16 protein-coding genes are annotated in these 22,324 nt (G+C 63.3%); 9 read left to right on the top strand and 7 right to left on the bottom strand.

From position 1 onward, the window contains the following. The first annotated feature begins 40 nt into the window (after window positions 1–40). The 7 genes from BLU32_RS09840 to BLU32_RS09810 all read left to right on the top strand — a co-directional run bounded on the left by BLU32_RS09840 (window position 41) and on the right by BLU32_RS09810 (window position 7,089). On the top strand, window positions 41–1,258 hold the full coding sequence (locus BLU32_RS09840) for an aminotransferase (protein ID WP_197673732.1): 1,218 nt from the start codon (window positions 41–43) through the stop codon (window positions 1,256–1,258). Continuing rightward, entirely contained in the window at window positions 1,251–2,303 is a 1,053-nt protein-coding gene (speB, locus tag BLU32_RS09835) for an agmatinase (protein ID WP_093806578.1), read from the top strand. The genes BLU32_RS09840 and speB overlap by 8 nt, the downstream gene beginning before the upstream one ends. A 94-nt stretch (window positions 2,304–2,397) precedes the next feature. Then, window positions 2,398–3,486, top strand: a complete 1,089-nt coding sequence (locus BLU32_RS09830) for an extracellular solute-binding protein (protein WP_093806576.1) — start codon at window positions 2,398–2,400, stop codon at window positions 3,484–3,486. A gap of 65 nt (window positions 3,487–3,551) precedes the next feature. Beyond that, window positions 3,552–4,592: an ABC transporter ATP-binding protein gene (locus BLU32_RS09825; protein WP_093806574.1), complete on the top strand. Its 1,041-nt coding sequence runs from the start codon at window positions 3,552–3,554 to the stop codon at window positions 4,590–4,592. Window positions 4,593–4,595: 3 nt separating this feature from the next. After that, window positions 4,596–5,456, top strand: coding sequence for an ABC transporter permease (locus BLU32_RS09820; RefSeq protein ID WP_093806572.1), 861 nt, complete (start codon window positions 4,596–4,598; stop codon window positions 5,454–5,456). Continuing rightward, the gene (locus BLU32_RS09815; protein WP_093806570.1) at window positions 5,453–6,256 is read left to right on the top strand and encodes an ABC transporter permease; all 804 of its coding nucleotides are present in this window, start codon (window positions 5,453–5,455) and stop codon (window positions 6,254–6,256) included. The genes BLU32_RS09820 and BLU32_RS09815 overlap by 4 nt, the downstream gene beginning before the upstream one ends. Beyond that, window positions 6,253–7,089, top strand: a complete 837-nt coding sequence (locus tag BLU32_RS09810) for a carbon-nitrogen hydrolase family protein (protein ID WP_093806568.1) — start codon at window positions 6,253–6,255, stop codon at window positions 7,087–7,089. Before BLU32_RS09815 ends, BLU32_RS09810 begins: the two co-directional genes overlap by 4 nt. Before the next feature lie 2 nt (window positions 7,090–7,091). Here BLU32_RS09810 and BLU32_RS09805 read toward each other — a convergent pair whose 3' ends face one another. Further along, window positions 7,092–8,108, bottom strand: a complete 1,017-nt coding sequence (locus BLU32_RS09805; RefSeq protein ID WP_093806566.1) for a TauD/TfdA family dioxygenase — start codon at window positions 8,106–8,108, stop codon at window positions 7,092–7,094. A gap of 382 nt (window positions 8,109–8,490) precedes the next feature. Between BLU32_RS09805 and BLU32_RS09800 the strand changes: the two genes are divergently transcribed. Next, window positions 8,491–8,871: an STAS/SEC14 domain-containing protein gene (locus BLU32_RS09800; protein ID WP_157727609.1), complete on the top strand. Its 381-nt coding sequence runs from the start codon at window positions 8,491–8,493 to the stop codon at window positions 8,869–8,871. A 449-nt stretch (window positions 8,872–9,320) separates the two neighbouring features. Beyond that, on the top strand, window positions 9,321–16,403 hold the full coding sequence (locus tag BLU32_RS09795) for an autotransporter outer membrane beta-barrel domain-containing protein (RefSeq protein ID WP_157727608.1): 7,083 nt from the start codon (window positions 9,321–9,323) through the stop codon (window positions 16,401–16,403). A 721-nt stretch (window positions 16,404–17,124) separates the two neighbouring features. Here the strand turns inward: BLU32_RS09795 and BLU32_RS09790 are convergent. The 6 genes from BLU32_RS09790 to BLU32_RS09765 all read right to left on the bottom strand — a co-directional run bounded on the left by BLU32_RS09790 (window position 17,125) and on the right by BLU32_RS09765 (window position 22,320). Then, entirely contained in the window at window positions 17,125–17,448 is a 324-nt protein-coding gene (locus BLU32_RS09790) for a hypothetical protein (protein WP_093806559.1), read from the bottom strand. Between the two features lie 17 nt (window positions 17,449–17,465). Next, on the bottom strand, window positions 17,466–18,161 hold the full coding sequence (locus BLU32_RS09785) for an orotate phosphoribosyltransferase (protein ID WP_093806555.1): 696 nt from the start codon (window positions 18,159–18,161) through the stop codon (window positions 17,466–17,468). Window positions 18,162–18,222: 61 nt separating this feature from the next. Next, the gene (gene pyrC, locus BLU32_RS09780) at window positions 18,223–19,263 is read right to left on the bottom strand and encodes a dihydroorotase (RefSeq protein WP_093806553.1); all 1,041 of its coding nucleotides are present in this window, start codon (window positions 19,261–19,263) and stop codon (window positions 18,223–18,225) included. After that, window positions 19,260–20,546: a Zn-dependent hydrolase gene (locus BLU32_RS09775; RefSeq protein WP_093806551.1), complete on the bottom strand. Its 1,287-nt coding sequence runs from the start codon at window positions 20,544–20,546 to the stop codon at window positions 19,260–19,262. The genes pyrC and BLU32_RS09775 overlap by 4 nt, the downstream gene beginning before the upstream one ends. Beyond that, window positions 20,543–21,487, bottom strand: coding sequence for a dihydroorotate dehydrogenase (locus tag BLU32_RS09770; RefSeq protein ID WP_093806549.1), 945 nt, complete (start codon window positions 21,485–21,487; stop codon window positions 20,543–20,545). Before BLU32_RS09770 ends, BLU32_RS09775 begins: the two co-directional genes overlap by 4 nt. Next, entirely contained in the window at window positions 21,481–22,320 is an 840-nt protein-coding gene (locus tag BLU32_RS09765) for a dihydroorotate dehydrogenase electron transfer subunit (RefSeq protein WP_093810835.1), read from the bottom strand. Before BLU32_RS09765 ends, BLU32_RS09770 begins: the two co-directional genes overlap by 7 nt. Window positions 22,321–22,324: the final 4 nt, after the last annotated feature.

Raw genomic sequence — 22,324 nt, 5'->3', positions numbered from 1 at the left:
CAGGCATGCTTAATCGGTGTGCGAGAGGAGTGGGCAGGCGTTGGCGCATCCGGATCTGAACCAGCATCTGATCGACACGGCGACCCCGCCAATTCCGGAGGCCGCACGGTGGCTGTCCGAATACGACGGGCGTCATGGTCCCGCGATCAATTTGAGCCAGGCCGTTCCCGGCGACCCGCCGCCGCAGCCTTTCCTCGACAGGATTGCAGCGAGCGCGGCAAGCGCGGAAGCCACGCGCTATGGCGACATCTTTGGCGATGCGCCGTTGAGACAAGCCCATGCGAACGCCAGCGCCAGTCTCTACGGCGCGGACATCGCTCCCGCCGAGGTCGCGATCACGGCGGGCTGCAATCAGGCGTTTTTCGTATCCATTCTCGCTGTCGCCAAGGCCGGGGACGCCGTGCTTCTGCCCGCGCCCTGGTATTTCAATCACAAGATGACGCTGGACATGCTGGGGATCGAGGCGCGACCCTTGCCGCTGTCGGCCGAGGCGGGGTTCGTTCCGGACGCGACAGCGGCTGCCGCCCTGATCGACGCTCGGGTCAAGGCGATCGTGCTGGTGACCCCCAACAATCCGACCGGCGCGGTCTATCCGCCAGAAACGCTGACGACATTCAAGGCGCTTGCCCGTGAAAAGGGGCTTTGGCTGATCGTCGATGAAACCTACCGCGATTTCCTCGCAGGTGCTGCACCGCCGCATGATCTGTTCAAGGATGACGACTGGCGCGACACGGTGATCAGCCTCTACAGTTTTTCCAAGAGCTATGCGATCCCCGGCCACAGGCTGGGCGCGGTGACTGCAGCGGCGCCGGTGATCGAGGAAATCGGCAAGGTGCTGGACTGTGTCCAGATTTGCCCGGCGCGGGCGGCGCAAATGGCTCTGCCCTGGGCAATTGAACATCTGGCGGACTGGCGAGCGGGCGTGAATGCGGCCCTTGGCGAGCGGCTTTCTGCATTTCGCGCGGCACTCGCGCGCAGTCCCGGATGGCGGCTCGATCAGATCGCTGCCTATTTTGCGTATGTCCGGCATCCGTTCGACGGGGTTTCGGCAACGCATGTCGCTGAACGTCTGGCGCGAGAGTTCGGCCTGCTGGCGCTGCCGGGCAGCTATTTCGGTCCGGGCCAGGACAGGCATTTGCGGTTCGCCTTCGCCAACGTCGGCACGATGAAGATCGCCCGGGCCGGCGAGCGTCTGGCACTGTATTCGGCCAAGGCCGAAAGGGGGCCTTCAAACGAGAGAGAAAGACGGCATGGATAAAGCAAAGCTGGATACGCTGCGCGCCAGGTTTTCCGGCGACAACGAAAGCGCCATCTACACGCCGCTGTTCAAGTCGGTTGCGGAGAAACTGTTCGATCAGACGGGAACGCGGGTGGCGCCCTATGCCGGGGTCCCGACCTTTCTCGATATGCCTTACCGCCCGACCGACTGGCAGGCTCCGGATTTCTCCGCGCTTGATGTTGCGATTGTCGGGGTGCCGATGGATCTCGGGATCACCAACCGCAACGGCTGCCGGTTCGGGCCGCGCGCCGTGCGCACGATCGAGCGGATCGGCCCGTTCAACCACGTGCTGGAATGCACCCCGGGCTCCGATCTGCGCGTCGCCGATATCGGCGACATTCCGTTCCGCAGCCGGTTCAGTCTCGACCGGTCGCATGAAGACATCGAAGCTGCGACGGCGAAAATCGTCGAGGCCGGTGTCGTGCCCCTGTCGGTTGGCGGCGACCATTCGATCTCGCTGCCGATCCTGCGCGCGCTCGGCAGGGAGCGCCCGGTCGGCATGATCCATATCGATGCCCATTGCGATACCGCCGGGCCGTTCGATGGCAGCCGCTTCCACCATGGCGGGCCGTTCCGTCAGGCCGTTCTGGAGGGCGTGCTCGATCCCGAGCGCACGATCCAGATCGGGATCCGCGGCTCCTCGGACTTTTTGTGGGAGTTTTCGAGCGAATCCGGCATGGCGGTCGTCCATGCGGAGGAGATCTCCGCCTTGGGATGTGCGCGCATCGCCGAGATGGCCCGCGAGAAAGTCGGTGACGGTCCGGTGTATCTGTCTTTCGACATCGACAGTATCGACCCCGCATTCGCCCCGGGAACAGGCACTCCGGAAATCGGTGGGCTGACGACCCGCGAAGCCCAGGAGATCCTGAGGGCGCTGAAGGGGATCAATCTGGTTGGCGGCGATATGGTGGAGGTCGCGCCTCAATACGACGCAACCACCAACACCGCTCATGCGGGCGCGCAGATGCTGTTTGAAATCCTGTCGCTCATGGTGTTCAGCCCGTCCGTGACGCGCGGCACCTGAGCCTTTTGCGACAAGCCAGCACCGGCAAAAAAACGGGCGGCTTGTATCTGAACGACCGTTGTCCAGGCGGTCCATTCACTGAGGGGAACTGCAGATGACTGACAAGACGAAATTCACACTCTCAAGGCGGACGTTGCTGGCCGCAACCGCGGCCGGCACAGCCACGCTCGCCATGCCCTCTGTCCTTCGGGCGCAAGACCGCTCGATCAAGGTCGGCGTTTATGGCGGCTATTTCAAAGACAGCTTCGACAAGCACATCTTTCCCGAGTTCACCAAGGCGAGTGGCATCGCTGTGGAATCCATCGCAGAACCGACCGGCGAAGCCTGGCTGGTTCAACTGGAGCAGGCGGCGCGCGCGGGACAGGCTCCCGCCGACCTTTCCATGATGTCGCAGGTCGCCATGCTGAAAGGCCAGTCGACCGATCTTTGGGCGCCGATCGATCTCGCCAGGATCGCCGATGCCGACAAGATGCTGCCCCAGTTCGTCAATGAATACCCGGACGGGCGCGTTGCCGGTGTCGGGGCCGTGGCCTGGTACATCACGCTGGTGTCGAACACGGATGTCTATCCGCAAGCGCCTGAAAGCTGGGCGTATTTGTGGGATCCGGCGAACAAGGACAAGCTCGGTCTTCTTGCGCTCGTGTCCAACTCGTTCCTGCTGGAGGTCACCGCCAGGACATTCTTTGACGGGACGGGCATTCTCGACACGGACGAAGGCATCCTCGAGGTGATGGACAAGCTGGCGGAGCTGAAGCCGAATGTCCGCCTGTGGTATCGTGACGAGGCGCAGTTCGAACAGGCACTGAAGTCCGGCGAGATCCCGATGGGCCAGTACTATCATGACGTGACCGGCCTTGCCGCTGCCGACGGCTTCCCCGTCCGCTCAACCTTTCCGAAAGAGGGTGGCATTCTCGATTCCGGCTGCTGGGCACTGTCGCGCGCGTCCGGGAAGGGCGATGAGGCGCATGAGTTCATCAGCTTCATGACCCAGCCGTCGATGCAGTCGTTGATGTCGCGGAAAGTCGGCACCGCGCCGACGCTCAAGCGGGATGCGCTGGATCTGAGCGACGCGGAATTCGCGTCGGTGTCTTCCAACATCGCGCCGGTGATCCCGCGCTACGACCTCTACACCACCAAGTCCGACTGGTTGAACCAGAAGTGGACGGAACTGATCGTCGGTTGAGGCCGCAATTGCGGGCCGGGGCAGTGGTGCTCCGGTCCGGCTCCATTTGACAGTTGGAAGACACAATGCCGGGCCTTCAACTCATCGATATCCAGAAGCGCTTCGGTTCGGTAACGGCCGTCGACAATGTCTCGCTCACAGTGGATGAGGGCAGCTTCGTCTGCCTCCTGGGGCCGTCCGGCTGCGGCAAGACCACGCTTTTGCGCATGATCGCCGGACTTGAGGATCCGACATCCGGCGACGTCCTGCTTCACGGCAAGCGCCTCAACGATACGCCCGCGCATTTGCGCAATCTCGGCATGGTGTTTCAGTCGCTCGCCCTGTTTCCACACCTCAGCGTTGGCGAGAACATAGCCTATCCGCTGCGCATTCGCGGGGAGAGCAAGGCGGCTTGCGGCGAGCGTGTGCGCGCGCTGCTGGACATGGTTCAGCTTCCCGGCGTCGAAGAGCGCTCCATCACGCAATTGTCCGGTGGTCAGCGTCAGCGCATCGCCATTGCTCGCGCCCTTGCCGTTTCGCCCCAGCTGTTCCTGCTCGATGAGCCGCTCTCGGCGCTCGACGCGAAATTGCGCGAGGCGATGCAGGTGGAGTTGCGCCAGCTTCAGCAAAGGCTGGAGATCACCACCATCGTTGTGACCCACGACCAGCGCGAGGCCATGACCATGTCCGATCAGATTGTCGTTATGTCGAACGGCAAGGTCGAGCAGATGGCGGCGCCAATCGAGGCCTATCGCCGGCCGGCAACGCCGTTCGTGGCGGATTTTCTGGGTCAGGCCAATCTCATCCAGGTGGAAGCGGCCGAGGGCGGCGCGCGCTTCGCCGGGGGCAGGATAGACGGGCTCGACATTCGCGCAGGTGCAGGGGCACTCATCTCGATCCGGCCGGAAGACATTCTCGTGAGCGCGTCGCAGGAAGGGGCGATAAAGGCCGAGGTCGTTTTTGTCCGCGAGATGGGCGCGATCACCGAGATCCATCTCGATGCGGGCGGTGAGCGCATCGTCGTTCATGCCGCTCCGAACACAAACGCCGACGTCCGGGTCGGTGCGACAGTGTTCCTGACGATGCCGGCCGAGGCGTGTGTTGTGTTTGATGGCGCGGAGGCTTAGGAGATGCGCCGCACACCGCCGCAAAAGCTGACCGATTATCTGCCGATTGCCTATCCGACGCTGATGCTCGGGCTGTTCTTTGTTGTTCCCTTCGCGATCATGGTGGCGGTCTCGGTGTTTGCGCGGGTGCCGGGCGGATTTTACAAGCCGGCCTTTACCTTCGCCAATTACGCGCGGTTTCTGACGCCCTTTTTTGCGGAGGTGCTGGCCTTTTCGCTCGGGCTTGCAGCGCTTGTCTCCGCCGTTTGCCTGCTCATCGGCGTGCCCTTCACCTACCTCCTGACCCGTCTCAGGCGCGGCAATCAGGTCATGTGGCTGATTGCGCTGCTTGGGGTCCTGTCCCTGTCGGAGGTGATCATCGGCTTTTCCTGGTCGACGCTGCTGAGCCGCACGGCGGGTCTCAGCAATCTGTTCGTCTGGTTGGGGCTTATGGATGAACCGACCGCCTGGACGCCGAGTTTCGGGGCGGTTTTGACCGGTCTGGTCTATCAGGCGTTCCCCTATACGGTGCTGGTGCTTTATCCGGCGTTTTCGCGGCTCGATCCCGCGCTGATGGAGGTTGCCCGCACTCTTGGGTCGTCGCCTGCGCGCGCCTTTATGAATGTCGTCTTGCCGGCGATGCGCAAGACGATGCTGGCAACCTTCATCATCGTCTTCATCTTTGCGCTCGGGGCCTATCTGCTGCCGCAGATCCTGGGCCGCCCGCAGCACTGGACGCTGTCCGTTCTGGTGACCGATCAGGCGATCTACCAGTCGAACATGCCGTTTGCCGCGGCCATGGCCGTGTTTCTCGTGATCGCCAGTCTTTCGCTGGTCGGGCTTTCGGTGCTGATCACCGGACGCAAAGGAGCTGGCGAGCAATGAACACGGCTTTGACACGCTGCTTCTTCGTTCTGATGGCGCTCTTTCTCGCGCTGCCGATCATCGTGATCGCGGGCGTTGCGCTAAATGCCAAGAAGACGCTGGCCTTTCCGCCGCAGGGACTGTCGGCAGACTGGTATGTGAGCGTCTTTGCCGATGAGGGGTGGCGCTCGGCGCTGATCAATTCGGTGATGGTTGCCGGCCTTGCCGCCGCGATCAGCGTCTCCATCGCCTTGCCGCTCGCCTGGTTCTTGTGGCGGCGTGTCGCCTCCTGGGCGCGCCTTGTCGAGGTGATCGGCTTTTCGCCGTTCATCCTGCCGCCGGTAATCACCGCGCTGGGCGCGTTGAGTTTCTGGGCGACCACCGGGTTTTACGGCCAGCCATGGACGGTGGTGATCAGCCACGGCATCTTTTTCGTCAGCCTGCCACTCGTCACCATCACGCTGGGTTTTGCCACCATCGACCGCGAGATCATCGAGGCCGGCATGACCATGGGCGCGGATGACAGGACGCTTGTGAAGACCGTGATCTTTCCCCTGATCCGGCCCTATGTGATCTCCGGCTTCGCCTTCGCTTTCGTGCTGTCGCTCAACGAATACATCGTCGCCTACATGACGGTCGGCTTCACGCTGGAGACGATTCCGATCAAGGTCTTCAACGCGCTTCGTTACGGCTATACGCCGACGATGGCGGCCGTGTCGGTGGTCTTCGTGCTCGTCGCCATGGTCGTGTTCGGCCTTGTTGCGCGCTTCGGCGACCTGCCGAAACTGCTCGGCGCCTGGAGCGAAGGCGACACGACATGAAGATCGCCCTTGTCCAGATGGATGCGAGCCAAACCGGTCCGACAAGCCGCATGGCCGTTATGGAACAGGCGACGGCGCAGGCGGCAAGCCAGGGTGCCCGCGTCATTGTGTTTCCGGAGCTTGCAGTGAGCGGCTACGGGGCGGGGGAGGATATCGCCTCTCTTGCGGGCGGTCCCGACGGGGATCACATCCGCTTTTTGACGCGTCTTGCCAGCACGACCGGCTGCGCGCTGGTCGCCGGCCTGGCGTTGAAGGATGGCAGCCGGGTTCGAAACGCCGCCGTCTTCGTCACGTCGGAGGGAGAGGTGAGCGCCTATTACAAGATCCATCTTTATGGCGACTACGAGAAGGCGCTGTTTGCGCGCGGGGAGCAGCAGCCCCCGCTCGTCACGTTCGAAGGGGTGCGGTTCGGCCTGCTGGTGTGTTTCGACGTCGAGTTTCCCGAGCGGGTCCGCGATCTTGCCGCGCGCGGCGCAGATGCCGTGCTCGTTCCCACAGCCTTGCCAAAGAGCGAAGCCGGCGCTTTCATTGCCGGATCGGTGATCCCGGTGCGGGCCTTCGAGAACCAGCTTTTCATCGTCTATGCCAATCATTGCGGGGCCGATGCGCGGTTCGCCTATCAGGGCCGGTCCTGCCTCGCCGCGCCCGACGGACAGTTTCTCGCACGCGCATCCGGAGATGCTGCGGACATTGTGTTCGCCGACATCGATATCACCGCCTACGATGCCTGCCGCGCCCAGAACCCCTACCTTGAAGAGGTCATGACGCATTGTTCGGACCTGGGGACCGTGAAATCCAAATTCATTCAAAGAGAGCCGGATACCGGGTCCTGACCCTAGTTCTGCAGCCGCGCGCCCTCATCCCATCGAAAGCCGGTTCCTCCGACCTGCCAAACGCCATCCCCGAACGGGCTGGGGCCGTGAATGTTGAGGTGCTGCGGCAAGCCGAAGTCCGGCGCCAGGTCCTGCACGCCGCGCACGGTGCTGCGATGCATGATCCGCAAGCCCTGCTTCTCGACAGGCAGATGCGCCTCGGGGGCCGCGCGGTGGGCGACCGCCAGATTGTCGATAAAGACGCAATCATTTTCCCGGTACTCATAGGCGAGGGCGTATCCGTTTTCCAGGCCTGCGTTCAGAATATCGTTGTAGGCATGGCAGAGCTGCGCCAGTTCGTCCGCTTGCAACAGGCGGAACCCGTCTTCATCGGGCCGTTTCTCGATGACCGCTCCGGTCATTCCCAGATGCAGCCAGATGCATTTCGCTTTCGAGACAGGGTGTTCGTGCACCACTGGATGAACGACGCCTGACGCGGAGTTCACCGAGGAAAGACGGCTCCATCGTTCCTTCAATTCCTCCGGGAGCGCCTCGTATGCGGCTCCCTGATGGGCAAAATATGTTCCTCCGCCTTTCTCGGCCGGACGGATGATGTGGTAGCCCGAATGGGAAAACGTATCGCTGTTGAAGCTGCCGTCATTGTGCCACTGGGGTCCCACGCCCGGGATCCCGTGACGGCGGTCGTTCGAAAGGCGGAAGATGTGATGATTGCCACCGGGGGTCGCCGGATGGACACCATGCGTGCTGTGCAATTCCCGGCCGCCCCACCAACAGCTGGCGCGCAGGAAATCATCCGGCTCCAGCGGATGCTCGTTCTTGAACACGATGAAGCCGCGACTGGCCATTTCGTGTTCGAGGGCGTCGACGACCTCGGGCGGTGGCGCGGTCCCGCAGGACAGGTCGATACCCCTGACCTGTGCCCCGAGAGGGTCCAGAGCGATGATTTCGCCGCCGAATTTTTCTATGGTATCGACGCGCGACGGATCAAGTGGCGGTTGTTTCGAGACCTGTTTGTTCAATTCGAACCTCCTTCGCTCAAACCAATGTAAGGTTTTGGTCTCCTTTTCGAAAGTGGGGTGGCCTGAATCAAAGGCTTCAACTCTCTCATGTCTTACAGCGAGACCTTCCCCTCGATCCGGATTGACAATCAGGGTTCGCGTTTGTCTTTATCTGTTCACGCAGGGGCTTGTCTTCCGGGCGCGGACCTCATGAAGTCGAGCTCGCGGCGCTGCTTCCCGAGCTCCGCTTCCGGGCACCGGATCAGCGGTTTGTCGTCCTGCGGGGCCCGCGGTCGCAAGGACTGCCTTGTTGCGAAACACCAACCGATCACTGATCTTTCCGAATACGTGCGAGGCTGCCCTGACGCTGTCGGCGCGCGCACGATCGAATGAGGAGAAGACAATGATCGAGATCGAACACCTCACCGATGAAGATATCATCGTGATCCGTGCGTCTGGCACGTTGACAGCTCAGGATTACGACAGCGCCGTTCCCGAGCTGGAGCATGCCCTGGATCTGTCGAAGGGGTCACTGCGGGTGCTGGTCCGTCTTGAGGGCTTCAAGGGGTGGGAAATGGGCGCATTGTGGCGAGAGCTCAAATTCGACCTAAAGCACCTCAACGACTTCGGCCGGATCGCCGTTGTTGGCGAACGCACTCTCGAAAAGTGGGGAACGACGCTGTCCGCCCCTTTCACAAAGGCCGACATGCGGTTTTTCTCCACCGATAAGGAAGCCGAGGCACAAGAATGGCTGGGAATGAAGGGCAAACGCAAGGCTGACTGATCGGTCCTGCGTGACCGGTTGCATCCGACACGTGATGCATTTGGCGAAAATGCCTTGCGAGATGCGTTTCCTGGTGCGCCTGTTCGTCTTCACGAATATTTACCCGCTTTTCAATACTTGCGTTTTCGGTCTGATTTTTAGGCATCTTACGTTGCGTGCGGCGCGGGAATGTCTTGTCGTTTTGATTTCTCGCAGCTTCAAGATTCGGCGATGCATTCGACCGCTAAGACTCTGCGATTATTACTTGTTTAATGGTTTTGGTAGATCTTTGGAACCGACTCGCAATGCGGCGGGCGACCGGGGCGACAGCTGTTTGCGGTGTTCGCCGGTCTCCGCGGTTTTCCCGGGGGGCACGTTGCGCCGGCTGGAATCGCCCGCGTTTCGGACCGCTTCCTGATTGTCTTGCGGCCTTTCCAAGGCTCGCCCGCCAGAAAACAGGTTTCACGTCAATGGTGTACCCCGTCTCTTCCCTGTCCGTTCCTTCGCGACAGGATCGCGTTTCGTCCCGCACCCTGGCATTGCCGCTCGCGGTGGCGCTCCTGTCCGCAACGGCGCTGACGCCGGCGGAGGCCGGATGCAGCAGCGAGAACAAGGTCGAGACCTGCAGCGGGCAGATGAGCGGCCCTATCGTCCACGACCAGAACGGCGTGCACACACTGACGCTCAAGGACATCACCAACGATCTCAGCGCCTACGATAGTTCTGATGCGGACAAGGAGAACGGTCCCGCGATCTATCTCCGGGACCCGGGCGGCACGACGGACGCACCCGATGACTGGTCGGGTTCGAACCGAAACGGCCAGTCGGGAGTCGACGGGGACGCCGGCGCGGGCATCAATGCCACGGTCAGTCTCGACAACGGCTTCGGCATCACGGGCACCAGCGGCGTCGTGATCGAGACGACCGGCTGGAAGGGCAGCTACGGTCACGAGGCCAAGCACACCGACAAGCATGCGACCGGCGGGCGCGGCGGCGATGGCGGCGCCGGCGGAGCCGTGTCCTTCATCGCGCAATCCGCATCTGGAGGCAAGACGCCGTCGGCGATCGACGCTGAGGGGACCTATGCGACATCGCCCGAGGCCCAGGAAGAGGTGCGCGGCATCCAGCTGATGACCACCGGCGGCGCAGGCGGCAATGGCGGCTGGGCGGAATCCAAGGGCGGGCTCAAGGATGCGGAGGGCGGCGTCGGCGGCACCGGCGGCAATGGTGGCACGGCAACGCTCAGCCTGAAGGACGGCCATTACTTCAATTACAATGTCGATGGAACGGCACTCGGTGGCGTCGGCATTCATGTGTCCTCTCAGGGCGGCAAGGGGGGAGGCGCCGGCTATGGCGAAGTCGACGGCTGGGACGCCGACAGCGCTTATGGCGGCAATGGCGGCGACGGCGGAAATGGCGGCACTGTAAATGTCTCGGCGAGTTCCGCGCTCAGCACCATCGTCACCACCGGTCCGGTGGGGATCTACATCACCAGCATCGGCGGCAGTGGCGGCGACGGCGGTGACGGCAAGGGCGGTCACGACTATGCCGGCGACGGCGGCGATGCCGGCAACGGCGGCAATGTTTCGGCCGACCTCAAGGTCGATGTGACCACCAAGGGCGCCGGGTCCGGGCCTGCGGTCTATCTCAAGAGTGCCGGCGGCCATGCCGGCGACAGCGGCGGCGATCACGGCGGCATCAAGAACCACTCGGGAAATCCCGGTGAGCCGGGCGAGGCGGGGACTGTCGACCTGACCCTGACCGGGTCCACCGTGAATACCTCCGCCGAGGGTGCGGACGGCGTTCTCCTGCAGAGCGTCGGCGGCATGGGCGGCAACGGTGGCAATGTCTCCGGTGTCTTTTCCTATGGCAGCAAGGGCGGAAGCGGCGGCGCCGGCGGCAAGGTGAACGCCACCGTGACCTCGTCGAGCGTCACAACGACCGGGGATCACGCCAGCGCGCTTCACGCCCAGTCTGTTGGCGGCGGCGGCGGCAAGGCGGGCAAGACCTCCGGCCTGTCGGCGCTTGCGGCGGAAGCCGGCGCCGGCGGTGTCGGCGGAACGGTCAACGTCAGCCTCGTGGACAGCACGTTCGCGACCGAAGGCCTCAATTCGGCGGCGATCAAGATCCAGTCGATCGGTGGCGGCGGCGGCAGCTCGGGGGCCGCCGACGGGTTTTATGCCGTGGGCGGCAAGGCCGGCCTCGGCGGCAAGGCCGGAACGGCCGAGCTGACGGTTGACGGTGTGACGGCAACCACCAAGGGCGACGCTTCGGTCGGCATCCTGGTGGAAAGCATCGGCGCGGGCGGTGGCGATGCCTATTCGCCGAGCGGTGCCTTCGCCTACGGCCAGGACGGCGGCGGCGGCGGCAATGGCGACACGGTCACCTTCACGAGCAAGGGCAAGGGCGTTTCGGTCACCACAGAAGGCGACCATGCCGACGGCATCATGCTCCAGTCGCTCGGCGGCGGCGGCGGCAAGGGCGCGAGTTCCTTCGAGGCGATCGCGCTTCTCACGCCGCTGGTCGGAACGAGCGGTGGCGGTGGCGGTTCGGGTGGCGACGTGACCTTCACGGGATCCGACAAGGATGTCATCAAGACATCGGGCGATCATTCGCGCGGCTTCTTCGCGCAGTCCGTTGGTGGCGGCGGTGGCGTCGGCGGCAACACGGTCGAGATCAACATCGGCCTCGTGTTCAACCCGCAAGCGGGCGCGCTGTCTAGCGATATTCAGCATCACGGCGGCACGGTTTCCGGCACCATTGGCGGAACAATCGAAACGGACGGGCACAATTCGGCCGGTGCTTTCGTCCAGTCGCTCGGCGGCGGTGGCGGGTCTGCCGGCAACAGCGTGCAGGCCGGGGCCGCGATCCAGTTCAATCACGACATGGGCGCTGATGGCGACAAGGGTGGCGACGGCGGGACCGTCGACTTCACCAGCAATGCGGCCATCACGACGACAGGGCATGATTCCGACGGCATCTTCGCGCAGTCGGTGGGCGGCGGCGGCGGTCACTCGAGCAATGTGTTCGATTCAAACGTCGGCGGGATCAATCTGAGCCAGTATATCGGAAATCAGGGCGCCAAGGGCGGTGCCGGCGGAGACGGCGGCAAGGTGACGGTCGTCTCCAACGGTGCGATCACGACCGGCGGTCACATGGCGCTCGGCATTCTCGCCCAGTCGGTGGGCGGCGGCGGCGGCAAGGCGGGCTCGACGATCGATGCCGATGTGACGCTTTCCGCCGGTGCCGTGACGCTGGGCCAGTCTGGTGGCGATGGCGGCGTCAGCGGGGACGTGAAGGTCACCAGCAAGGCCAAGATCTGGACCAAGGGATCCTCGGCGACCGGCATTCTGGCGCAAAGCGTCGCCGGCGGCGGCGGCGTCGCCAACACGACGGTCAATGCCGATCTCGGCATCAGCATGAATTACACGCATGGCGGCGATGGCGGAGAAGGCGGCGATGCCGGCAATGTCCAGATCGACAATGACGCCGAGGTTCAGACCGATGGCGACGGGTCGGTCGCGCTCTTCGCCCAGTCCGTCGGTGGCGGCGGTGGCAACGGCGCGGTGACGGCCTCGGGCGCGGTCAGCATCGTCGACGTCAACATCGGCGTTGGCGGCAACGGCGGTGCCGGCGGCACCGGCGGCACGGTCAATGTCGACAATAAGGGCAAGCTCACGACCAAGGGCGACTATTCCGCTGCTGTCGTGGCGCAGAGCGTCGGCGGGTCGGGCGGCAATGCCGGAATGCTGGCGATGGGGTCGGCGACGGCCGGTGAGATCTCGGGCTCCATCAATGTCGGTGTCGGTGGCGATGGCGGCGATGGTGGGATCGCGGATGCGGTCGAAATCGATAACTCCGGCGCCATCATGACATCGGGCTACAGTGCCTTTGGTCTTGCGGCACAATCGGTCGGCGGCGATGGAGGCATGGGCGGGGCTGTCTATGCGGGCACGTTCAACGCCTCGATGGATGGTGGCGCGACGGTTGCCGTAACCGTCGGCGGCAGCGGCGGAGGCGGAAGCAAGGCCGGGGCCGTTACAATCAACAACAAGGGCGACATCATCACGAACGGGCACTACGCCGATGCCATTTTCGTGCAGTCGGTCGGTGGCAACGGCGGCTCGGGTGGGGCGAGCTACGCCGGAACGCTCGACGTCAGCACGGGAAATGCCTTTGAATCCAATGTTCAGGTCGGCGGCAACGGCGGATCGGGCGCAATCGGCGGAGACGTCAGCGTTTCCAACGCGAATACCCTGATCACGAACGGCGGCAACGCGCATGGCATCTTCGCCCAGTCGGTCGGCGGCGACGGCGGCGACGGCGGGTCGGGCATTGCCTTCCTTGGCGACTTCAAGCGCGAGAAGGAAGACTACCTCAAGGTCAACGCCAACGCCCAGGTGGGCGGCGGCGGCGGCTCCGGCAACCACGCCGGCAAGGTCACAATCGACAACAGTGGCGACATCTACACGGCGCAGAATACCTCCTACGGCGTCTACGCCCAGTCGGTCGGCGGCGGTGGCGGCGACGGCGGCAATGCGGGCGCCTATTCGGTCGGCTACACGGTTGCGCCGAAAAACGACGAGGGCGAGGGTGCGGAAGGCAAGGGCGTCAGCCTGTCCTTCACCATGGGTGGCAGCGGTGGCGGCGGCGGCCATGGCGATACGGTCGATGTCACCAATCACAAGCAGACGACCATCAAGACGACGGGCACGGCCTCCTACGCGATCTTCGCCCAGTCCGTCGGCGGGTCTGGCGGCACAGGCGGCAACGGCGAACCGGGCCTGGAAGGCTGGCTTGCCGACGTCTACGAGGTCTACGAGAAGCTGAACACCGCAAAAGAGATCTACGAGCAGTTCAAGGAATTTCCCAAGAGCCTCTACGAGAGTTTTTCGGTCGATGTCGGCGGCGGTGCGGGCGAGGCCAGCGACGGCGGTGCCGTGACGGTGACCAATGACGGTGATCTCACCACGACCGGCAAGTCCGCGACCGCGATCTATGCCCAGTCGGTCGGCGGCGGCGGCGGCACGGGCGGCGACGGATCGCAAGGTCTGATCACGTCGCTGTCGGTCGCCGGGAGCTCAGGCGGCGGCGGTCATGGCGGCACGGTCACGGTCACGAACAACGGCACGATCTCGACCGACGGTGACGGCGCCATGGGTATTCTCGCCCAGTCGCAGGGTGGCGGAGGCGGTGCGGCCGGCGATATCGAGACCACCATCGTGCACGAGATCGACAATCTCTGGGAAACGCTCGGCGCACAGGTCTTCGGTGATGCGGATGGCGGCGAGGGGGGCGACGGCGGTGACGTAACTGTCACGGTGGGGTCCGACGGCGCCATCATTACGGACGGCGAGGCCGCACACGGGATCTTTGCCTATTCGATTGGCGGCGGCGGCGGTGCCGAGGGCGAGCTGGAGGCTGGAGACAGTAGCGGATCCATCGGCAGCGAGGGTCGAGACGGTCTCGGCGGACGCGTCGATGTCAAAGTCGACGGTCTGGTCGACGTCAACGGAGACGGCGCGGTCGGCGTCTATGCGCAGAGCGTCTCCGGCGGCGGCGAGAGCTATTCCAAGGGCGTTGGCGTCACGGTCAACGGCACGGTGCGTGCGGAAGGCGCGAAGGGGCGCGCGATCCTGGCGCAGGCCTCCACCTTTTTCGAACATGACGTGGACGGGAAAAACCACAGCGAGGGCGTGGTCGAGGTCCAGATCAACCAGGGCGGTCTTGTCGAGACGACATCGAAAGATGCCTTCGCGACGATTGCCGTCATGGGCGGGCGTACGGTCAAGACTTCCTCAGGTGCCCTTTTTGTCGCCAACAACATTACCAACCAGGGAACGCTGCGCAGCGCGGATCTGGATTCGGTCGTGGTGCGCAATGACGAGAAAGCCTCGCTCAACGTCGTCAACGACAGCGGGACGTTCACCGGCTCGCTCGACCTGCATGATGACAACAAGCAGGCCTTCTACAACATCGAGTCCGGCGTGACCGAACTGGGCACGACCTTCAGTCTTGGAAGCCATGCCGACAGCCTGTTCGAGAACAATGCCGTTCTGACCGCCGGCAAATGGGGAAAGGTCCACACCTCAACGATCACGACGGGCCATTTCAAAAATACCGACCTGATCATTGTCGATGCCGATCATGCGACGGATGGCACGGTCACGAACGATCTCATCATCGTGGATGTCAACGGCAACGACGATGCCATCAAAATGGGCGGCAGGGTCCAAACCCAGTGGTCGAAGAATAGCAGCCTGACATCCGGCGACACCGGCAGCCTGAAGTTCATGGCCTCGGCCAATGGCGAGACGGTCGACTGGTCCGATGCCACGGTGCGCGGCAATGGCGTGATTGCCTATACGCTGCGCGGCAGCGGGAGCAACGATGAGGTATTTCTCGACTATGCCGTCGACTACAAGGGCGGGGCAAAGGGCTTCGGGCGCAATGCCGCGAATACGGCAGAGTACTTCGAAAACGCGATGAGCCAGATCAAGTCCGCGGGGATGACGGACAACACGTCGGGCGGGGTTCAGCAATTCGGCTCGACACTCCTCAATTCCGGAAACACGGCCGAAACGGAACGCCACTTCAATTCCCTGTCACCGGAAGAAAGCCTGAACGGCGCGATGAAGGCGGTCGCCGCGTCCCAGGCACTGCACGGGCTGTTGCAGAGCTGTCCGACGCTCGATCCCGGCATGGGCGATGCGTTCTTCCGTCAGCGCGATTGCGTGTGGGTCCAGGCCATCGGCAATCGTCATCACCAAAGCGCGACCGCAAACACGGATTCCTTCCGCGAAGTGACGACCGGCGTGGCCGGTGCATTCCAGAAGGAGGTCTTCGACAGCACCTTCGTCGAGATCGGCGGTCAGATCGAATACATCGATGTGAAGAGCAGCACCTATTCGCAGTCCGGCAGCCGCTTCAGCGCCGGTGTCGCGCTTAAGCACGAGGTGGGGATGTTCACCTTCTCCACCACGGTGGGCGGTGGTGTCTACGACCTCGACCAGAACCGGCGCTATGCGATTGGTGGCACGGGTCACAGTGCTTCGGCCAACGTCAAGGGCCGGTTCCTGACGGCGGAAGGGCGTGTGTCGGCGGTGTTTGAACGCCACGGCTTCTATGCCAAGCCCGCGATGGCGCTCTCGGTCACGCGCTTCTGGCAGGATGCGTTTCAGGAAAACGGTTCCGGTCCGCTGAACTGGAATGTGCGTGGCGTCTCGAAGACCTCGGTCGCGGCAGCGCCCGTTCTCGAGATCGGCCATGCCTTCGACCTCCAGGACCGTCCGACCGTCGTGTTCCTGCGCGGCGGGCTGACGGCCCAGCTCACCGACCCGAGCGTGTCGACCACGGCGGTTCTTGCGGGCGGCGATGCCTCCTTCGGGTCGCTGTCCAGCGTTGCGAGCTCCGACCGTGTGCGTGCCGATTTTGCGGCAGGCTTCGACATGGACATCAGCGAGCGGTTCTCGGTCTCGCTGCTCGGACAGGCGGGGTTCAGCGAGAACACGACCGATCTTGGCGGCTACGCCCGCATGAAGCTTCGCTTCTGAGACGTCTGCTTTGACAGATCTGGCTCGCGGCCTTCGGGTCGCGAGCTTTTTCGTGTCTTGAGCCCAAAACCACCGGACCTGACCTGGCCGGTTTCGCGCAAACGGGGAGCTCGGGGGTAAAGAGAGAAAACGCCCGCCGGGGAAGTCATCTGGGGTGGAAACGATGACATGTGCCGCGGCGGGCGCCTGGGAGTTTTTGTTTCCGCGATTTTGGTCGATGGGGCATCGCGGTTTTGTGACCGGCTTGCGGGCTTCGGGCTGACCCTCCGAAGCGGTGCTTGCCAGGATGCTTATACTGTATCCAAGAAGCATGCCACTTTAGGTAAGTGACGATATTTTGTATTATTTTCCTAAATTTCCCGGATTGATGTGCGTCGCATTTGCGTTTTGCAAATGACCCCGCGTTCGATCGGGCGTCCTTCGCAAAACGCAAACCCACGCTTTCGAAATTGCAAACGTATGCAATTCTGGAAGGAACCAGTCCATGCCGATGCAGTGGCGAGCCCGGATCGTGCAGGTGTGCGGGGAATGGAAGCGGGCGAGAGGTGTTGCGCGGCCGGCCTGTCGGCGGGCCGCGCAATCTCTGATCCTGCGCATAAGCCGGGCGATACTTCAGAGTTCCGGAGAAACCGCCGGGCGGGTTCGTTCGACGGTCCAGGTGGCCGACCCGGATATCGGGCCCGCCGCCGGGATGTACAGACCCGGCAAGCCCGTCATGGGGTCAGTTTTTTGCAACTTCCACGAGTTGGATCGAAACCGCATTCAATGCGGCGAGTTTCGCGTCGCTCGAACCGTCCGCATAGGCCTTGTCGAGCGTGGTGACCATTCCCTTGAAGTTGTCGAGAAGAGCGTCGGCGGCGTCGATCGGCAGCGGCTGATCGTCGTAGGCTTCCACCACGCCCTGTGCGGCGAACATGATCAGGGTGAGGGCGGCTGCATTGTCCGGTTCGCTGGAGATCCGTGCCCGCGCGGCCTTGGCGCAGGAATTGTAGGAGCGCACCCCGTGCCCACCATCGACAACGATCTCGACGAGACTTTCAAACATTTCCAACTCCGATCCTATTAACTGGACAGTTCGGCAATGCCGCCGTGGTTGGCCGACCACTCCAGCGGATTGTGCAGGAAGTTCTCCACTTCCCTGAGAACGTCAGGCGAAAGATGCTTCTGCTTCTTGCAGACGTCGAGAATGTCCCACCACGTCGCGAGATAGTGCAGGCGCATGCCGGCCGCCTCCAGGCGTTCGGGCGTGCCTGGGAAGACGTCGTAGTAGAACACCGAAAACGTATCCGTTGCTTTCGATCCGGCCTTCTCGATGGCTTCGGCGAACTTGACCTTGCTGCCGCCGTCGGTGATCAGGTCTTCGACGAGAAGGACGCGCGAGCCTTCCTTGAGATAGCCCTCGATCTGGGCATCCCGGCCGAAGCCCTTGGGCTTCTTGCGCACATATTGCATCGGCAGGCCGAGGCGTTCCGACAGCCAGGCGGCGAAGGGAATTCCGGCCGTTTCCCCGCCGGCGACGGAATCGAACTGTTCGAAGCCCGCGTCCCGCAGGATCGTGCCGGCCGCAAAATCCATGACGGCCGAGCGAATCCGCGGAAAGGAAATCAGCTTGCGGCAATCGATATAGACCGGGCTCGCAAGGCCGGAGGTAAAGGTAAACGGCTGATCGGCCCGGAAATGGACGGCTTCGATCTCGAGCAGCATTTTGGCGACCAACTCGGAAACGAGGGCCTTTTCGGGGAAGGTGTTGTGGAACATGGGCTGGGTCCTGTGCTGCGAGCGGATTCTACGCTAGGTGCTTTACTGAATCTGGACCGGTCTAGCTACCCACATTCCAGTGGATCGGGATCATCGGGTCGAACACCGTCACCTCGTCCTCGCCGACCGCGATCTTGTCGGGGAAGGTGACCGGTTCGTCCTGGCGGGTGAGGGTGATGGTGGCCTCATTCACGGGCAGGCCGTAGAAGGACGGCCCGTTGAGCGAGGCGAAGGCCTCCAGTTTGTCCAGAGCGTTTTCCTGTTCGAAGACCTCGGCCAGACAGGCCATCGTGTTGATGGACGTGAAGATCCCGGCGCAGCCGCAGGCGGAGAGCTTCAGCGGGTCGAGATGGGGCGCGGAATCGGTTCCCAGGAAGAAACGGGGATCTCCCGATGTCGCGGCGGCCCTGAGCGCCAACCGATGCTTCTCGCGCTTGGCGACCGGCAGGCAGTAGTAATGCGGCCTGATGCCGCCGGCGAGAATGGCGTTGCGGTTGATCATCAGGTGATGGGTGGTGATCGTCGCGCCGACGTTTTTTTCCTGCGCCTTGACGTAGTCGATGCCGTTTTCCGTCGTCACATGCTCCAGCACGACGCGCAGCTCCGGCAGCCTTTCGCGCAAGGGCGCGAGAATCGTCTCAAGGAACACGGCTTCCCGGTCGAAGATGTCGATCTCCGGGTCCGTCACTTCGCCATGGACGCAGAGCGGCAGACCGATCTCGGCCATCTTCTCCAGCACCGGGTAGACCTTGGCGAGATCGCGCACGCCGCTTTCGGAATTCGTCGTCGCGCCGGCGGGGTAGAGTTTCACCGCCGAGATCAGCCCGTCGCGATAGCCTGCCTCCACATCCGACGGATCGGTGGTCTCGGTCAGATAAAGCGTCATCAGCGGCGTGAAGTCGTCGCCCTTGGGCAGCACCTTGAGAATGCGGTCGCGATAGGATGCCGCCTGGGCAGTGGTGACCACCGGCGGCACGAGATTGGGCATGATGATCGCCCGGGCGAAATCGCGGGAGGTGTGGGGGAGGACACCTTCCAGCACGTCGCCGTCGCGCAGATGCAGGTGCCAGTCGTCGGGCCGGCGAATCGTAAGTGTGGTCATGCTTGCTCCTCGAGATAGGCGGAGAAGATATCGCATGCCCGCAGGAAGTCCGAAACGTCCATCGCTTCATCCGGATTATGCGAGCCGTTGCGGTTGCGCACGAAGACCATTCCTGCCGGAACGCCGGCGGCGGAAAACACCGCCGCATCGTGCCCGCCGCCACTGGGCATCACGAAGGGCTCCAGGCCGGCGCGATCCATGGCGCTTCGCAACCCGTCAACGACCTCAGGATCGCAGATCGCGGGGGCGGAATACATGCCCTCGTCGAGCTCGAAGCGGACCTTCCGGTCTTTTTCGATCTGCTTCATCTCGGTGGCGATGAGACTGCGCATCTCGTCCAGCGTCTCGGGGCTCTGGCTGCGGATGTCGAGGCTGAAGGTGAGGCGGTCGGGAATGCGCGACAGCGCGTTGGTTTCCCGGTCGGTGGACACCATGCCGCTGGTGAGCACAAGGTCGGCGCCCTTGTTCAGGATCGTCGTCCAGCTTTCGTCGAGCCGCACCATGAGGTCGGCGAAGGCCAGCACCGGATCGCGGCGATAGGCCTTGGGCACGGCGCCCGAGTGCCCCGCCTCGCCGATGCAGTTGATCGCGCGGTGGCGGAAGTTGCCGCGTATTCCGGAAACCACGGCGGCGGGAATGTTCTTGCCGATCAGCAGCGGGCCCTGCTCGATATGGAGTTCCAGATAGGCCTCGACCCGGCTGCAGTCGATCAGCGGTTCGCGGTTGGCGATACGGTCTGTCGGAAGGCCGATCTCGGCCATGTGCTCGGCGAGCGTGCGCCCGTCGCCCTTGTGGCGCGCGTTGGCCTCGGTTTCCGTCAGCTGTCCGGTCAGCACTTTCGAGCCGATGTAGCAGGGGCCGAACCAGGCGCTTTCCTCGCCGCGCATGGCGAGAACATGGACGGGCCGGCGGAAGGTTTTTTCGCCGCGGCGCGCCCGCACCAGGCACATCAGCCCCGCGATCACGCCGGCGAGACCGTCGTAGTTGCCGCCGAAGGGCACGCTGTCGACATGCGAGCCGATGACGATGAAGCTTTCCGCATCGCGGTCCTGCGGCAGGCAGAAATTGGCGTTGCAGCCGTCGTCGTACCAGACCTCGAGCCCTTGCGAGCGGGCGAAGTCCTCCAGATAAGAGAGCGTCTTGGTCTCGACGTTGGAAAACGCCGGGCGGCTGACGCCCTGAACGTCCGGGGTCATCTCCGCGATCTCGCGAAAGAGACGCGTGGCGAGCGCGTCGTCGTCCTCTTGCGAGGCTGCGGCCGGGGTCTTGTTTGCAAGGGTCATTGTGCCACCGCGATAGCTGAGGTGCGGATATCCTGTTCACCGTCGATCACCGAGCCGATCAACTCGGACACGGAGGCGATGTCTTGCGCGGCAAGCCAGGCTTCGAGATCGCCAAGGATGGTGAGCATTGCGGTCGGATGGATGAAGGTCGCCGTGCCGACCTGAACGGCGGTGGCGCCCGCGATCAGATATTCGATCACGTCCTCGGCGGTGGAGATGCCGCCGCAGCCGATCACCGGAATGTTGGCGGCACGCGCGCATTGATAGGCCATACGCAGCGCGATCGGTTTCAGCGCCGGGCCCGACAGGCCGCCCATCAGATTGCCGAGCCTGGGCTGGCGGGAGTGGATGTCGATGGCCATCGAAAGGATGGTGTTGGAGACGACGAGCGCGTCCGCGCCGCCGTCTTCGGCGGCCCGCGCCACTTCTGCGACCTCGCCGGTGTTCGGCGTGAGCTTCGCCCACAGCGGCAGCGGGCTTGCCGCGCGCAGGCGCTGCATGATCTCGAAGGTCGAGGAGGGGCGGATGGCGAAGGCCTTGCCGTCTTCCTCGATGTTCGGGCAGGAGATGTTGACCTCGATGGCGTCGACACCGGCAACGCTGACCTCCTCGCACAGGGTCGCGAACTCGTCGGCCGTGTTGCCCGAGATGCTGACGACAAGCGGCGTTTCATAGCGCTTGAAGAAGGGCACGACCTTTTCCAGGAATGCAGATACGCCCTTGCTCGGAATGCCGATGGAATTCAGCATCGAGCCGTTGACCTCGCACACGCGCGGTGTCGGATTGCCGTCCCGCCAGTCCCGCGTGATCGTCTTGGTGACATGCGCACCGAGCAGTTCTAGGTCGAAGACCTCCGCCAGCTCTTCCGAGAAGGTCCCGGAGGCCGGCATGATCGGGTTCTTGAGCTTCAGCCCGGCAATATCGACTGTGAGATCTACCATGCAATGGCCTCTGCCATATCGAAGACGGGGCCTTCCCGGCAGACCCTCAGATTGACGACCTTGTCGTCACGGTTGAACTTGCGAACGCAGCACTGGCACATGCCGATACCGCAGGCCATCTGCTGCTCCAGTGCGACCTGGCCGGGAATGCCGTGGATCTCGCCGAGCTTTTGCAAGAGGCGCAGGATGCGGTTCGACCCGCAGGTGTAGAAGGCATCCGCGCGGCCCTCGGCGATCAGCTTTTCCAGAACGATCTCGAGGTTTTCCGGCGTTGACGAGCCGTCCGCGTCGGTCAGGGCGATGACCTTGGCACCCAGTCCCTCGAACAGATCGATGGACATCAGGTAGTCGGGATGGCGCGCGCTGCAGATCGCCGTCAGCCGGCGGCCGAGACGTTTGGCTTCCAGCGCCAGAGGCGCAAGCGTGGCAAGACCCACGCCGCGGGCAACGAGAACGAGATCCATCCAGTCCTCATCGATGGTGAAGGGTGTGCCGAGCGGGCCGAAGACGGTCAGCCTGTCGTCGTCTCCAAGGGTTGCCAGCGCGCGGGTTCCCGCGCCGCCGACCTTGTAGAGGAAATGCAGCTCGTTCTTCTCCGGATAGAAACCGTAGATGCTCATCGGCCGGCGCAGATAGGGGCTCTCGCCACCGGCCTGCGGGCACAGGATGTTGAAGAACTGGCCGGCCTGGCAGCGGTTCAGCAGATGTGTCGGCGCATCGAGCACCATCATCCGGTATTCGCCGTTGACCGCGGTGTTGCTCTTGACCCGGAGGTCGAGGTCGAACGCGCTTGGCGCGTCCCGGCCGGCGGTGGCGTGGGGTGTTTTCAGCATAGCA

This window comes from Stappia sp. ES.058, from assembly GCF_900105595.1.
In the GTDB taxonomy this organism is placed as follows: domain Bacteria; phylum Pseudomonadota; class Alphaproteobacteria; order Rhizobiales; family Stappiaceae; genus Stappia.
Note: the sequence above shows the minus strand (reverse complement) of the source record. Positions and strands in the feature narration are given on the sequence as shown.

What these genes read in the sequence shown, in the direction of transcription:
- speB (WP_093806578.1), top strand. Translation starts at nt 1,251, where the DNA reads ATGGATAAAGCAAAGCTGGATACGCTGCGCGCCAGGTTTTCCGGCGAC.
- BLU32_RS09830 (WP_093806576.1), top strand. Translation starts at nt 2,398, where the DNA reads ATGACTGACAAGACGAAATTCACACTCTCAAGGCGGACGTTGCTGGCC.
- BLU32_RS09825 (WP_093806574.1), top strand. Translation starts at nt 3,552, where the DNA reads ATGCCGGGCCTTCAACTCATCGATATCCAGAAGCGCTTCGGTTCGGTA.
- BLU32_RS09820 (WP_093806572.1), top strand. Translation starts at nt 4,596, where the DNA reads ATGCGCCGCACACCGCCGCAAAAGCTGACCGATTATCTGCCGATTGCC.
- BLU32_RS09815 (WP_093806570.1), top strand. Translation starts at nt 5,453, where the DNA reads ATGAACACGGCTTTGACACGCTGCTTCTTCGTTCTGATGGCGCTCTTT.
- BLU32_RS09810 (WP_093806568.1), top strand. Translation starts at nt 6,253, where the DNA reads ATGAAGATCGCCCTTGTCCAGATGGATGCGAGCCAAACCGGTCCGACA.
- BLU32_RS09800 (WP_157727609.1), top strand. Translation starts at nt 8,491, where the DNA reads ATGATCGAGATCGAACACCTCACCGATGAAGATATCATCGTGATCCGT.
- BLU32_RS09795 (WP_157727608.1), top strand. Translation starts at nt 9,321, where the DNA reads ATGGTGTACCCCGTCTCTTCCCTGTCCGTTCCTTCGCGACAGGATCGC.
- BLU32_RS09790 (WP_093806559.1), bottom strand. Translation starts at nt 17,448, where the DNA reads ATGTTTGAAAGTCTCGTCGAGATCGTTGTCGATGGTGGGCACGGGGTG.
- BLU32_RS09785 (WP_093806555.1), bottom strand. Translation starts at nt 18,161, where the DNA reads ATGTTCCACAACACCTTCCCCGAAAAGGCCCTCGTTTCCGAGTTGGTC.
- pyrC (WP_093806553.1), bottom strand. Translation starts at nt 19,263, where the DNA reads ATGACCACACTTACGATTCGCCGGCCCGACGACTGGCACCTGCATCTG.
- BLU32_RS09775 (WP_093806551.1), bottom strand. Translation starts at nt 20,546, where the DNA reads ATGACCCTTGCAAACAAGACCCCGGCCGCAGCCTCGCAAGAGGACGAC.
- BLU32_RS09770 (WP_093806549.1), bottom strand. Translation starts at nt 21,487, where the DNA reads ATGGTAGATCTCACAGTCGATATTGCCGGGCTGAAGCTCAAGAACCCG.
- BLU32_RS09765 (WP_093810835.1), bottom strand. Translation starts at nt 22,320, where the DNA reads ATGCTGAAAACACCCCACGCCACCGCCGGCCGGGACGCGCCAAGCGCG.